The sequence below is a fragment of the Paenibacillus sp. CCS19 genome (genome assembly GCF_033239625.1).
Taxonomy (GTDB): domain Bacteria; phylum Bacillota; class Bacilli; order Paenibacillales; family Paenibacillaceae; genus Paenibacillus_T.
The window spans coordinates 400297-413139 of sequence record NZ_BTCK01000001.1; the positions used below are offsets into that span (position 1 = coordinate 400297).

Annotated in this window: 14 protein-coding genes; 10 read left to right on the forward strand and 4 right to left on the reverse strand. The window is 49.1% G+C overall.

Annotated elements, in window-relative coordinates:
* Nucleotides 1–41: 41 nt before the first annotated feature.
* Entirely contained in the window at nt 42–1664 is a 1623-nt protein-coding gene (locus tag SBI19_RS01910) for a phytoene desaturase family protein (RefSeq protein WP_317964507.1), read from the reverse strand.
* Nucleotides 1665–1879: 215 nt separating this feature from the next.
* On the opposite strand from SBI19_RS01910, the gene SBI19_RS01915 reads away from it, so the two are divergent.
* Complete coding sequence (locus SBI19_RS01915; RefSeq protein WP_317964508.1) at nt 1880–2635, forward strand: cyclase family protein; 756 nt, start codon at nt 1880–1882, stop codon at nt 2633–2635.
* Nucleotides 2636–2766: 131 nt separating this feature from the next.
* Nucleotides 2767–4245 (forward strand): arylsulfotransferase family protein, encoded by a 1479-nt coding sequence (locus SBI19_RS01920; protein WP_317964509.1) that lies wholly within the window; start codon nt 2767–2769, stop codon nt 4243–4245.
* Between the two features lie 62 nt (nt 4246–4307).
* On the opposite strand, the gene SBI19_RS01925 is transcribed toward SBI19_RS01920, so the two are convergent.
* Nucleotides 4308–4781 (reverse strand): ferritin-like domain-containing protein, encoded by a 474-nt coding sequence (locus SBI19_RS01925; protein ID WP_317964510.1) that lies wholly within the window; start codon nt 4779–4781, stop codon nt 4308–4310.
* Between the two features lie 170 nt (nt 4782–4951).
* Between SBI19_RS01925 and SBI19_RS01930 the strand changes: the two genes are divergently transcribed.
* A complete protein-coding gene (locus SBI19_RS01930) occupies nt 4952–5242 on the forward strand; it encodes a hypothetical protein (RefSeq protein WP_317964511.1) in 291 nt (96 codons plus the stop codon).
* Between the two features lie 43 nt (nt 5243–5285).
* On the opposite strand, the gene SBI19_RS01935 is transcribed toward SBI19_RS01930, so the two are convergent.
* Nucleotides 5286–5744, reverse strand: coding sequence for a GNAT family N-acetyltransferase (locus tag SBI19_RS01935; protein ID WP_317964512.1), 459 nt, complete (start codon nt 5742–5744; stop codon nt 5286–5288).
* A 158-nt stretch (nt 5745–5902) separates the two neighbouring features.
* Between SBI19_RS01935 and SBI19_RS01940 the strand changes: the two genes are divergently transcribed.
* Both SBI19_RS01940 and SBI19_RS01945 read left to right on the forward strand, forming a co-directional pair.
* Nucleotides 5903–6076 carry a hypothetical protein gene (locus tag SBI19_RS01940; RefSeq protein ID WP_317964513.1) on the forward strand — a complete coding sequence of 58 codons (174 nt, stop codon included), beginning with the start codon at nt 5903–5905 and terminating at the stop codon, nt 6074–6076.
* Between the two features lie 34 nt (nt 6077–6110).
* Nucleotides 6111–6296: a hypothetical protein gene (locus SBI19_RS01945; RefSeq protein ID WP_317964514.1), complete on the forward strand. Its 186-nt coding sequence runs from the start codon at nt 6111–6113 to the stop codon at nt 6294–6296.
* 56 nt (nt 6297–6352) lie between these two features.
* Here the strand turns inward: SBI19_RS01945 and SBI19_RS01950 are convergent, their stop codons facing one another.
* Complete coding sequence (locus SBI19_RS01950; protein ID WP_317964515.1) at nt 6353–7351, reverse strand: oxidoreductase; 999 nt, start codon at nt 7349–7351, stop codon at nt 6353–6355.
* Nucleotides 7352–7524: 173 nt separating this feature from the next.
* Between SBI19_RS01950 and SBI19_RS01955 the strand changes: the two genes are divergently transcribed.
* The 5 genes from SBI19_RS01955 (at nt 7525) to SBI19_RS01975 (ending at nt 12838) form a co-directional block, all read left to right on the forward strand.
* Nucleotides 7525–7965: an Lrp/AsnC family transcriptional regulator gene (locus SBI19_RS01955; RefSeq protein WP_317964516.1), complete on the forward strand. Its 441-nt coding sequence runs from the start codon at nt 7525–7527 to the stop codon at nt 7963–7965.
* 197 nt (nt 7966–8162) lie between these two features.
* Nucleotides 8163–8921: a DUF5694 domain-containing protein gene (locus tag SBI19_RS01960; protein WP_317964517.1), complete on the forward strand. Its 759-nt coding sequence runs from the start codon at nt 8163–8165 to the stop codon at nt 8919–8921.
* A 78-nt stretch (nt 8922–8999) separates the two neighbouring features.
* Nucleotides 9000–9893: an AraC family transcriptional regulator gene (locus SBI19_RS01965; RefSeq protein ID WP_317964518.1), complete on the forward strand. Its 894-nt coding sequence runs from the start codon at nt 9000–9002 to the stop codon at nt 9891–9893.
* A gap of 328 nt (nt 9894–10221) precedes the next feature.
* Complete coding sequence (locus SBI19_RS01970) at nt 10222–11694, forward strand: spore germination protein (protein ID WP_317964591.1); 1473 nt, start codon at nt 10222–10224, stop codon at nt 11692–11694.
* Nucleotides 11695–11737: 43 nt separating this feature from the next.
* Nucleotides 11738–12838, forward strand: a complete 1101-nt coding sequence (locus SBI19_RS01975) for a GerAB/ArcD/ProY family transporter (protein ID WP_317964519.1) — start codon at nt 11738–11740, stop codon at nt 12836–12838.
* Nucleotides 12839–12843: the final 5 nt, after the last annotated feature.

The following is a 12843-nucleotide window of genomic DNA, read 5'->3' on the forward strand; positions in this document are numbered from 1 at the left end:
AGCGCGCCGCTCCTCTTTGTGTTTCAGAAACATCGGTTTGATCAAACGAATTTATCTCCCGCCAGCAGCTTCTGCGCTACAATATAGCCCGATCCTCCATTAATGCCATGTCCAGGCCAAGTCGCCGCACCAAGCAAGTACAGATTCGGAATCGATGTCTGATGGCTTGGTTGTGCAGGGAGGGGGCGGAACAGATAGCTTTGCGCGAGATCATGCGCGCCGCCATACGGATCCCCTGGGCCGGCGTTCAAATTATAACGGGCGATCGTGTCAGGGGTGACGACATACTTCCCAATGATCGCGCTTGGAATGTTCGGGATATGCTTGGCAACGACATTGATGACTCGTTCCGCGAATCGTTCGGTAAGCTCCGGCGTCCACGATCCATCGCCAACCTCAATCAAACCAGCAGCATCTCCACGCGGTCGGCAAGGTACTTCGAGTACTTGCAGACGCATGATGGCTTTGCCAGCAGGCGCCCGAGTCGGGTCCAGATTCGTCGAACAGTCGACCGTAAACGTTGGTTTCGCTGGCAGCAGATCGGCCATCCCTTGCGCGATCGCTTGCGTGAAGCCATCCAGACTGTCCGTCAGATGCGGCTGTCCGACTTGATTGAAGCGGGCATCCGGCCATTGAGGCGGTTCGCTCAGCGCAAGATGGATTTGTACACAGCCCCTGCCATAACGGAATTGTTTCGCTTGTGTCGCAATCTCGGCAGGGGTCGGCTCATCGGCAAGCAGCTTCAGATAGAGCTGGTCAGGGCCGGTCGAAGCAACAACAGCATGTCTTGCATGATATTCTTCACCTTCAGCAGTACGAACAGCCACCGCCTTGCCATTCTTAACGACGATCCGCTCGGCTTGCGTACCTGTAATGATCGTGCCGCCTTGATCGATGACGAGCTGCGCAAGTGAAGATGCCAGCTTCTCTGCACCGCCTTCTGGAATGGGCATACCGCCGCCCATTAACGCCATAGCTGTAAGCGGAACCCAAACGCCGCTGCCGACTTCATCCGGCGTACGGCCAAGATGGGTGACCCATGATGCAAGCATCGCCCTGGTTACTGGGGATTTCAACTCATTGACCGCTTGGCGGGCTGTGGAGAATAGGTAAGCTGAGAAGGCGGAGAGAGAAGCTTGATGGCCAGATGCGCCGTGACCGTTAGGATTATTCTTATGCAGCAGTTTGTCGATAATCAAGGATGCGCGCTTGCTGGTCAGATCGAGATTGAACAGCTCGAATACATCGCCTGCATACGGAGCGAAAGCTTCGAAGATTCTGCCTAATGCGGCGCCATCACCAGGTGCCAATCGTTCCGTTTCTGCTGCCAGCGCTTCGCCTGAGCGCGGAAATACGGCCGTCTCACCAGACTCCATAGATACGCCTGTTGGCAAATCAGTGTTTATGTAGCGAAGTCCTCGAGCCTCGAGCGCCTCCTTGAAGTCAGCGTACGCTGGACCTGTCAAGAACAATGGATGCGCAGCCGCGTAGACGTCATGTTTGAATCCGGGCAGCGTCAACTCCTCCGTTCGCAGAAACCCGCCTGGCCGATCATTGCGCTCCAGCAGCAGTACGCTTCTTCCAGCACGGGTCAAATAAGCAGCTGCTACAAGGGCGTTGTGGCCGCTTCCGATCATAATCACATCGTACTGCTTCAACATCATAACCTCCCCCAAATGGACTAGCCGATAAACAATTCCAGTGTAGCGCAACGGATCGGCGAACGATGGCGCATCTTGTCGTTCATTTGATCTTTATCTAGAGATGTTGGAAATAACTGTTGCGTCCTCATGTGGAACAATAATAGAATAGATGCGGTCATAGGCAATTATGTCGCTTCGAATTCATTATTCGTGCAAGTAAGGGAGAGCAGATGAGTATGAAATTAATAGATTTGAGTGTACCGATTAGTCCGAGCATTCGTGAGCCGCTGCCAGCACGGATTGAATATGCGAGTCATGAAGATGGCGCTAAGCAGGCTGCCGCAATTCTCGGCTTGAATCCAGCAGACTTCCCGGAAAGCAAAGCATGGGCGACGGAGACTGTCACCTTAAACACGCATGCCGGGACTCATGTCGATGCGCCATGGCATTATTGGCCGACATCGGAAGGAAAGCCGGCAAGAACGATCGACGAGCTGCCGTTGGAATGGTTTTATTCAGATGGCGTTGTCCTTGATTTCAGCTCGAAACCGCCAGGTTACGAGATTACGACGGAAGACCTTATCGGTGAACTGAACCGGATCGGTTATACGTTGAAGCCGTTCGATATCGTCCTGATCCGCAGCGATGCAGACAAGCGGCTGTATCATGAGCATTATGCGTTCTTGCATGCAGGCGTTTCCGCTGAAGCCACGTTGTGGCTGCTCGATCAGGGAATCAAAGTGGTCGGAACCGATGGCTGGGGATGGGATATTCCGCTCAACCTGCAAGCGGATGCATTCAAGAAAGAACCGAAAGAAGGCGTGCTGTGGGCTGCCCACTACGTCGGCAAGGACCGTGAGTACTGTCAGATCGAGAAGCTGGCGAATCTCGATCAGCTGCCTCAGCCATTCGGGTTCAAGATCAGCTGCTTCCCGGTCAAAGTGGAGAAGGCAAGCGGCGGCTGGGCGCGGCCTGTAGCGATTTTCGAATAATAATGATAAGAAGAAGCAAAAGAGTGAAAGCCGCGCTTACCCGCGGCTTTTTGTGTGTCATGAATCCACCTGGCATGCGATACACATAGGTTAAAGATCGATGTATCGGGCGATAGGGAGGACATGCGATAATGACGATCACGGTGAATGGCGCATGGAGCTTCGTCTCAGCTCCGAACTTGCATCCGATGCAAGTGATGATCAAGGTGAAGAAGTCTGGAACGGCACCAGGGTTTCTATTCGTCTCACCTTACACCTTCTTCGGAGCAGAGATGATTGGACAGACAGGTTCACTTATTATGGATCAGGCAGGAAATCCGGTCTGGTTCAGGCCGCTGCCGAATCGATTCGTTCAGAATGCAGACTTTCGAGTTCAGTTATATAAAGGCAAGCCCGTACTTACGATGTGGGAAGGGACCATATCGGGCACGCAATCGGCTAATCCGAATTTGCCGGATGGCGATGCTGAGCCTGGTGCGTTCTACTTGATATTCGATCAGAACTACCATGTGAATCATAAGGTATCCGCTCAGAACGGCTATACATCCGATCTGCATGAGTTTACCATTACGAAGCGGAATACCGCCTTGCTCACCGCATTAAAGCAAGTGCCAGGCGATTTGACGCCATATGGCGGACCGGCGAATGGTTTCTTCGATAATTACTCCGTGCAGGAAATTGATCTAGAGACGGGACAGCTTGTGTTCTTCTGGGATGTACTTACTCATGTTGACCCTGCAGATTCGATGCTTCCCGCATCGTCGGCAGCAAGTTCGAATGGAATTTGGGACTGCTTCCATGTCAATTCGATCGACGAAGGACCGAACGATACACTGCTGATCAGCATGCGTAATATGTGGGCGATCTATAACATCGATAAGAAGACGGGGAACATCCTATGGCAGCTTGGCGGTAAGAGAAGCAATTTCACGTTAGGCCCGAATGCATCGTTCTCCTGGCAGCATCACGCGCGCCATCGATCCGATAACAGGGTCAGCTTGTTCGATGACGCTTGCTGTGCTACGCGCACGTCGCCGCCTGAGTGCCAAGCACATGGGTTGGTTCTTGCCCTTGATTTGGCACAAATGACGGCAACGGTGGACCGAACCTATTACCATGACCCCGCGTTATTTGTCCCCAGTCAGGGCAATGTGCAGCTGCTGCCGAACGGTAACCAATTCATCGGATGGGGACAGGAGCCCTACTTATCGGAGTTCGCCAATCCAGGCAATACAACGACTGATCCATCTTTGAACTTGTTATACGATGTGCAATATCCAAGTCAGAACTTGTCTTATCGCGCATTCAAGAATGAATGGGTCGGGCTTCCGAAGGATCCGCCTAGTGTTGCCGTACATATTACGGATGATATAGCAGCTGTATTCGCATCATGGAACGGCTCTACGGAAACGGCCGCATGGCGTGTTCTCGCAGGAGCCGCATTAGATTGTTTAGAGATCGTTACTGTCAGAGCGGTTCGTACGGGCTTCGAGACGGAAATTACTGTGCAGTCCGAAGGGCCATTCTATCAGGTGATGGCGCTGGATGGAGCAGGACATGTGATTGGGACATCGGCAATTGTACGAGGGGAACATGATGACGAGGAGTAGGGAGAAGGGCCGTCGTAAGGGATAAAACTTACGATACGGGCCCTATTTTCGATTAAAACGGCTTAGTGAGTGCTGTTTAATGTGAACAAGTAATTGTACTTGGACGCATGCTTCTGTTCATCAAGAATGATGCCGAGCACCGTATTCTGATAGACGCCGGCAGGCAGACCTGACCATATGGAACGGTATTTCTCTACGGCAGATAACTCGCCGAACAAGGCAGATACGAGACCATCCACATAGGAGGCAGGCGCTTCAATCGGGGCGGCAGGCGAAGGACCGATATCTTGACCCGTCAATTCTTTGTACATGCTTCTAAACATCCGATTATGACCACGCTCGTCGTCCCGAATGGAGGCAATGATAGCGCGCTGCTCTTGGTTTGGCGCTAGACGAATTAATTGTTCATAGAACATCTCGTCGTGGCTTTCGTCCTGTACAGCATCACGAATCAGCGCGAGTGCTTGTTGGAAAGTTGTTTGCCATAGCGGCTGGAAAGACTGCCGGTAAGCGATTGGGTAGCCCCAGTACATCATTCTTTTCCTCCCGATTCCATGCTAGGTAGGTATCTACCTATTCGTATTCTTAAAGCCTGTTCGTTGTGCAGAAGTGCGGAAGAAGCTTTAGTAGTGGTGAAAAAGGGCAATGAGAGCCGTTACAACAACACTTCCAATCTCATCTATTACATGGAGGAGGTGGACAAAGGGTGTCTCTTGGATTCTTCACATTCATTACGCAGGACCCAGGTGTCGGACAAGGTTATTACTCAGCGGTCGATCCGCCTGGCGTTTCCGGATTAGTCACAGTCAGCGTTGACAGCTTAACGGGACCAGCGCGAGTCGTTGTAACTCGTTACAATGGGCTGCCGCCATTCGAGATCGAGCTTATTAGCGGACAAGAATATGGAATCAGTCTCAGCCAGATTCAAACAGTCGGCATTCTGAACTTAAGCGATGCGGTCTTAACGGGGACTTTCTCTATATCCATACCGGAATAAATAAAGAGCAGTCGAATTCGATTCGGCTGCTCTTGGCATTTGGTTAACTACTTTTCTTCTCTAGATAGATTAGGCTAAAATGAGAAGTGATCACACGTTCATGATAGATGTGATACCCCAATTTCTCGTATAAAGCAATATTGCGAAAACTCTTAAAGCCTGTAAATAATTCATAACGAGCTTGCGGGAACAGCGCTTCGATCTGTCTCATCAGCTGTTTGCCGATGCCTTGATTCTGATAAGCGGGATCGACCATCAGCTTTCCGATAAAGCAGGTGCCATCTCGTTCCACTGCTCGTACTGACCCTACAATTCTGCCGTCTACGACGGCTTTCAGTACGATATGATCGTCAAACTGCTGCAGCAGGTGCTCAAGTGTCTGGAGAAGCGGCTCGATATTAAAGTCGTTGTAGAACAAGGCTTCGCTTCGATAGGCAAGCTTCTGCAGGGCTAATATCAGCGGGGCATCCTCCGCTGCTGCTTGCGTAATGGTGATCTCCATGCGAACGCTTCCTCCCTTGGCAGTCTATCCTTTCATACGTATTCGCTCTTCGTTATTACAATTCCTTGCGTGAACGACCATCCTGCAGCTATTGCAACGGAATAGTCGGTCATCAAATGCGCTTGCCTGATAATCTATGGATGAAAGGAGGTCATAGTATGAATACGCTCAACCAGTTGAACGATGGGCTAGAATATATTGAACAAAACCTTGAATACGAAGTGGATGACAATGAAATTGCTAGGCGTGCTTATTGCTCGGTTTACCGCTTCAAACGAATGTTCTCATTCCTAACTCGTCCCAAGCTTGTCCTTCACAATTCACTTCAATAATGGTACCAGCGCATACTGGGTCGTATTCGAGATCATGTCCCCGTGGGAGCAAGGGACTTGGCACAGCATCTACGGGGAATGGTTCCCGACATCCGTCTACGATCAAGAGAAGGGAAGGACTTTCCAGGAAGGAGGCCCCAAGCTTCAGCTTGGAGTGGAGAAGCAGGAATATACGAAGCACCATGAGGCGGAGTTCTGGGTACCGGTCGTGAAGGTTTAAAGGGGAAGGAGCAGCGTGCCTTATAGGCATTCTGCTCCTTTGCCGTATTTTGCACATCAGCCGCATGTTGTTGGTTGTTTCGTCAGAAACGTTGATCGAATAAAGTCGGGGTCTTGAAGCAATGGTCTGCCAACCGCAACGAAATCAGCCAATCCCTCGCTAAGGATGAAAGCTGCTTGTGATCGGGTGTGGATATTGCCGACCGCGATGACGGGAATGTTGACCAAATGCTTGATGATGGAGGCGTACGGCACTTGGTAACCATCATGCGATGCGTCCGGATTGAGGGGCAGCAAGCCGCCTGACGAAATATCCACGGCATCGATCTGAGCATCTAGTAATGACACGATGGTGCCGATCTCGGATGGAGTTAACCCGCCTGTGACATAATCAGAGGCTGAGAAACGTACAATGACCGGATAGCCGCTGCCAGTCTCCGAACGGACCGCATCCAATACATGGTTAAGAAAACGAACGCGATTGTTAAGCGTGCCGCCGTATGAATCGGTTCTCACGTTTGATAATGGCGATAGAAATTGGTGAACAAGATGTCCATGCGCTGCATGAACCTCAATGCCATCGAAACCTGCTTGAATGCTCCTGCGTGCAGCACGTCGATAGTTTTCTAATTCTCTCTCTATATCGTCACTGTTCATCTGTTCGGGTACGCCATACTGATCGTCATAGGCAAGGGGGCTTGGGGCTAACATGCGATTAACCGCAGCGCGCCACGATTTCCTCCCTCCGTGGGTCAGTTGAATGAAGATTGGTGTTCCTTGCGCATGAACAGCGTCAACGATTCGTCTTAGAGGCTCTGTATGAGCATCGCTGTATATGCCAATGTCGTTCGGGAATAGCCTCCCATCAGCTGAAATACCGGTTGATTCTATAATTAACAACCCAGCGTCACGAGCGAGTCTGCTATAATGATTGACATGGTAATCGTTGGCATAAGCTTCAGGAGTCCCTTGATACTGCTGCATGGGAGCTACAATTAGGCGATTGCGCAAGTTCAAATTGCCGATATGAAGCGGGCGGAGCAAAGGTTCTTTCATTTGAGGTTCCTCCTGTACTTACATGAATGGATGTACTGTCATTCCTGTACCAACAGTCTACAGAACCGGCTTGCTTTCTTACATAAGAATTCCAAGGTATTCGGATTGATTTGGTTTCATATCTCAAGTAAAAAGGTTTCGTTCGCTTCAAAATCGAAAGAGAAGAAGGGAGTATGAACCAATTGGATCAGATCGACGTGAAAATCTTGAATCTGCTGCAGGACAATGCCCGCATCTCGATCAGCGAGATCGGACGAACGATTAATATGACGGCGCCAGCCGTAACGGAGCGAGTGAAGAGGCTCGAAGAGAAGGGAATTATACAAGGCTATAGAGCGGATATCGACCAGTCGAAGCTAGGCAAGGCGGTTACAGCGTTCCTCCTTATTCAAACCGATCGATGCGACAAGTTGACTGCATTTTGCGAGCGGTCCCCTGAGGTTATGGAGCTGCATCAGATTAGCGGTCAATACAATTTCCTGATGAAGGTCGTGTCTGAATCGATTAGTGCGCTGGATCAGTTTCGAATCGCATGCAGTGAATATGGTTTTACCCAGACGTTGACGGTACTATCAAGCACGTTTCAAGTAAAACCGATAGAGTTAGGTAGTTAAGGTGTCTGATATTGGTGAATGGCTATTAAAGCTATAATAAGTAACTTTCTACATCATGATGGTTGTCCGATCGGTAGGAAATTGTTTTGCGTGAACGACCATCCTGCAGCAATTGCAACGGAATAGTCGGTCATCAAATGTGCTTGCCTGATAATCTATGGATGAGAGCTGTGATAACATTCATACGAGGTGAAGCAATGGTCTGGTTTAATGAATTCAAGAAACCAAAGCTTATGATACTTGGTACATTTCACATGGGTCCGTCAAACGATCTCTTCAGCCATCAGCTGCAAGATATCTTAACAGACAAACGGCAACAAGAGATAGTGGAAGTAGTCGAGCGAATAAAGCGATATCGTCCGACTAAGCTGGCACTTGAGGTCGAGACGAGAAACAGCGAGATAATTAATGGGCAGTATGAGCAGTACCTAGCTGGGACCTGTGAACTGCGAGTGAATGAAATTTACCAGGTGGGCTTTCGGATTGCTTCAGAGCTAATGCATAGGAAGGTCTATTGTATTGATTGGATGGAGCAGGGAGCAAGTACGAAAGGGTCAGGAGATGTCTACGAATGGGCAAAGAAGCATCAGCCCGAGCTGTTCGAGTCAATATTCGGCTGGCTGCATCATACCTATTCGAATGAAGGCGAAGTATCCTATCGAACCATACTAGATATGTATCGTGAATGTAATGAGCCGTTCCAAGTTAAACAGCATCATACGATGTATGTCAACATGGCACGCATCGGGGATTGGGATCAATACATAGGGATGGAATGGCTGATCTGGTGGTACCAACGAAACTTGATTCTGTTCTCCAATCTTGCCCGAATCGTTGATTCCAGCGATGACCGAATCTTGCTGATCGTCGGAAGCGCACATGTTCAGATAGTATCCCAGTTTATCGAAGAAAGTGGATTGTTTGAACGGGAGTTAGCCTACGATTACTTACGCTAAATAAAATAAACGGAGTTGTAACAAATGGCAGGGGTCGAGAGCCGATAGACATTCTAACTTAATGGGGGGGGGCATTGCATGAATACGCTGAACCAGTTGAACGATGCTCTCGCCTACATTGAGCAGAACTTGCAATATGAAGTGGACGAGAATGAAATTGCTAGACGAGCGTATTGTTCGGTGTACCACTTTAAACGCATGTTCTCGTTCCTTGCTGGCATTCCGCTGCAGGAATACATTCGCCGAAGGAGGCTTACGCTGGCCGCATTAGAGCTTCAGGATCGTTCAGTGAAAGTAATTGATATAGCGGTTAAATACGGTTATCAATCGCCGGATGCTTTTACACGCGCCTTCCAGAGCATGCACGGCATGACGCCATCCGAATCGCGCGAAAGCAGCCGTTCGCTCAAAGCGTATCCGCCGATGACCTTCCGACTATCGATAGGGGGACGAAATCCTATGAAATATCGGATTGAACAGAAGGAAGCCTTTCAGCTGATTGGCGTTTCCAATCATGTGGTGCCTGTGCCAGAAGGCGATCATCCAGGCATGCTGCAAGTATGGAGGGATACGGATCAACGGATGTACGACCAGATGCTAGCACTGAATGATATTCAACCGTCGGGCATTCTGCATGTCGATTATCAGGTTGGGGAGCAGGTGGGCAATGAATTTGAATATTTGTTTGGCGTGGCCTCATCTCAGCCTTGTCCGTCTAACTTGACTTCATTGACGGTGCCAGCCCATACTTGGGTCGTCTTTGAGATTCAGGCTCCGTGGGAGCATGGGACGTGGCACAGCATCTATGGCGAATGGTTCCCGACATCCGGTTATGAGCAGGTGCAGGGGCCGATTATCCAAGTTGGCGGAGCAGATATAAAGCTAGGCGCGGAGAAGCAAGTGTACACGAAGTATCATGAGGTAGAGTATTGGGTACCGGTTGTGAAGGCTAGGCAATCGAACGCATTGTGACTGGATTAGCAGCGCCTATATCCCCCGAGCGGGATGGTTGTGGAGACGGAGCCGACGAGCTGACGAGTGCGCAAGTGGTTCTTTATTGTAGGTAACGCAATCGCTTTTATTTTGTCGGTTGCAGAGTATATTGGGATGGATTTTTAATTGAATGAGGGATGTTGCGAACACTTGGGAGCAGACACGCTCTTGAGTGTTTTTTGTGTGGAGTTGGAAATCGAATCCGCATAATCTGACACGACTTCGACGAACCTGCGCATAATTACTACTTATTGGGAAAAACCTATAGGTGCCTTATCTCCAAATACGGAAAGCGGGGTGAGCGATGATGGTTAAAACGGACAAGAAAGAAGATAAAGAGAAATTCACATCCAGTCTAGCTGGAAACCGCGCGTTGCTACAGGAAGTCTTGGGAGATAACGCTGACATTATTTTTCGCAGCTTCCATACAGGAAATCATTTATCCGCATTGTGTGTATATTGCAGCAGCTTGTGCGATTCCGAGAGACTGGAGAGACAATTGCTGTCTCCTATGTTGGGAAACAACTTTCCAAGCAACTTCGATGTCGACACGGCTTTTACGCCGGAAGGACATTACGTTTCAGACTTAACTAAAGGACCACAAGTCCCTATGTCTTCCATCCAGAACGTTTGTACGATCGATCAAGCTATTCTTGCTATTCTGAATGGACAAGCTCTGCTGCTGTTGGAAGAACAGTCGATAGGCAGAGCTTATTCTCTGCCCAAATCGACATCGCGTGCGGTTGAAGAGCCTACTGCGGAGTCGACTGTCCGCGGACCCAGAGAAGGCTTTACTGAAAATTTAAGCATCAATCTTTCTTTATTGCGCAAACGAATGAAAACACCTTCATTGAAACTTATTCCTACGACAAAAGGGCAATACACAAACACAGAAATTGTTCTCGCTTATGTCGAGGGCATCATTGATCCATCGTTAATTAAGGAAGTCCAATCAAGATTACGCAAGCTGCAGGTAAATGGCGTTATGGAAAGTTATTATATCGAAAAAGGGCTTGCGGATGAGCAGTACTCGCCTTTTCCGCAGATGATCGCGACAGAACGGCCGGATGTTGTCGCAGCCAATCTCCTCGAAGGTCGCTTTGCGCTTATCATTGATGGAACGCCTTTCAGTCTGATTGCTCCTGTATCCATTTTCTCGATGCTCCAATCTCCGGAAGATTATTACGAGAATAAATATATGAGCCTGTTTGTTCGATGGTTAAGATACTTATTCGCTGTCATTTCCATTATGCTTCCATCGGCTTATGTGGCGATAACGACTTATCATCAGGAAATGATTCCTACGGTACTGCTGCTTAGCATCGCTAGGGCGAGAGAAGAGATTCCGTTTCCGGCACTGGTGGAAGCGATGATCATGGAAATCGCATTCGAAGCGCTTAGAGAAGCCGGGGTTCGATTGCCTAAGCAGGTTGGCGCTGCTGTCAGTATCGTCGGAGCGCTCATTATCGGACAAGCCGCTACCTCGGCAGGTATCGTATCCGCTCCGATGGTCATTATCGTTGCGTTAACCGGGATCGCTTCGTTCATGATCCCCAGGTATGCGGCAGGCATTGTTTCGCGACTGCTCAGATTCCCGATCATGATACTGGCTGGCACGCTTGGACTCGTCGGGATGATGCTTGGCGTCATTGTGATTGTGATCCACCTTAGCAGTTTGCGATCGTTTGGCATGCCCTATCTGTCGCCCGCTGCGCCAGCCAATGCGCACAAGGTTAACAATGTCCGATGGAGTCATGATTTGGAGGAACACGCAAATTAGGTAAACGAGTGACTGTTATGCTCAAGTGGAGGAGGGGGTACGCATGATTACCGATAAGGGGCGAATTTCTGAATTTCAACTAGCGATTCTGCTGCTGCCGACCATACTTGCAACTTCTATCCTATCCGCTCCAAGTATGACCATGCATTATGCAGGGCACGATATGTGGCTTTCGCCATTGTGGGGATCTTTCATAGGGCTTGTCGTTATAGGGATAAGTCTAGGCATTCATCGATTATATCCTGATATGACGATGCTTCAAACCAGTATGCAAATATTGGGATGGCTTCCAGGCAAAATATTCGGACTCGCTTACCTTTTCTACCTGCCGCATCTGACGGGACTGATTATTAGAGAGTATGGCGAATTTATCGTTAACAACGCTTTGCCGCGCACGCCATTATTCGTCGTGATGGGGACGATGGTTATTGTATGTGCGCTAAATGTTCGCCTTGGGATAGAGGTTGTAGGCCGAACCTCGCAAATATTCGTGACCATCATCACTGCTCTATTGCTCCTTACATTTCTTCTGCTGATCAAAGAGCTGAAACCGCAAGAGCTTCTTCCGGTGTTCGAGGATGGACCGCTTCCTTCCATGCTCGGCAGCATACCGCCTGCTGCATGGTTCAGCGAGTATATCGTGATCGCTTTCCTGCTTCCTTATGTCAACCGTAAACGCAAACTCGGCAAAGCGATGATTGGTTCTTTGTTGTTTACAACCATAACCATGATCGTCACCAATCTAGTTTGTTTGTTCCTGATTGGCGATCTAACGGACAGCTTTGCATTTCCTATGTTGATTGCTGCGAGATACATTACCATCGCTGACTTTCTGCAGCATATTGAAGCTGTCATCATAGCGGTGTGGATCTTCGGTATTTTCGTCAAAATCTCCGTATTTCTTTACATCTTCTCGACAACGACGGCTGAATGGTTCGGTTTAAATGACTATAAACCTGTTGTGGCACCATTATCATTCTTATGTTTGGCCTATTCTTACTGGGTCGTATCCGGTCATCCGGACGTGGCTAAGCTGTTAAGCGTCTCCGGTAATCTATATACCTTAATGTTCCTCTTCGGTTTTCCTTCACTTCTATACGGTTGTGCCTTGGTGAGGAAGCTGTTGAAGGGGGGAGGAGGTTAATGACC

Bases quoted from the DNA above. Each gene is read 5' to 3' on its own strand.
- SBI19_RS01910 (WP_317964507.1), bottom strand. From the start codon at position 1,664: ATGATGTTGAAGCAGTACGATGTGATTATGATCGGAAGCGGCCACAAC.
- SBI19_RS01915 (WP_317964508.1), top strand. From the start codon at position 1,880: ATGAAATTAATAGATTTGAGTGTACCGATTAGTCCGAGCATTCGTGAG.
- SBI19_RS01920 (WP_317964509.1), top strand. From the start codon at position 2,767: ATGACGATCACGGTGAATGGCGCATGGAGCTTCGTCTCAGCTCCGAAC.
- SBI19_RS01925 (WP_317964510.1), bottom strand. From the start codon at position 4,781: ATGATGTACTGGGGCTACCCAATCGCTTACCGGCAGTCTTTCCAGCCG.
- SBI19_RS01935 (WP_317964512.1), bottom strand. From the start codon at position 5,744: ATGGAGATCACCATTACGCAAGCAGCAGCGGAGGATGCCCCGCTGATA.
- SBI19_RS01940 (WP_317964513.1), top strand. From the start codon at position 5,903: ATGAATACGCTCAACCAGTTGAACGATGGGCTAGAATATATTGAACAA.
- SBI19_RS01945 (WP_317964514.1), top strand. From the start codon at position 6,111: ATGTCCCCGTGGGAGCAAGGGACTTGGCACAGCATCTACGGGGAATGG.
- SBI19_RS01950 (WP_317964515.1), bottom strand. From the start codon at position 7,351: ATGAAAGAACCTTTGCTCCGCCCGCTTCATATCGGCAATTTGAACTTG.
- SBI19_RS01955 (WP_317964516.1), top strand. From the start codon at position 7,525: ATGAACCAATTGGATCAGATCGACGTGAAAATCTTGAATCTGCTGCAG.
- SBI19_RS01960 (WP_317964517.1), top strand. From the start codon at position 8,163: ATGGTCTGGTTTAATGAATTCAAGAAACCAAAGCTTATGATACTTGGT.
- SBI19_RS01965 (WP_317964518.1), top strand. From the start codon at position 9,000: ATGAATACGCTGAACCAGTTGAACGATGCTCTCGCCTACATTGAGCAG.
- SBI19_RS01970 (WP_317964591.1), top strand. From the start codon at position 10,222: ATGGTTAAAACGGACAAGAAAGAAGATAAAGAGAAATTCACATCCAGT.
- SBI19_RS01975 (WP_317964519.1), top strand. From the start codon at position 11,738: ATGATTACCGATAAGGGGCGAATTTCTGAATTTCAACTAGCGATTCTG.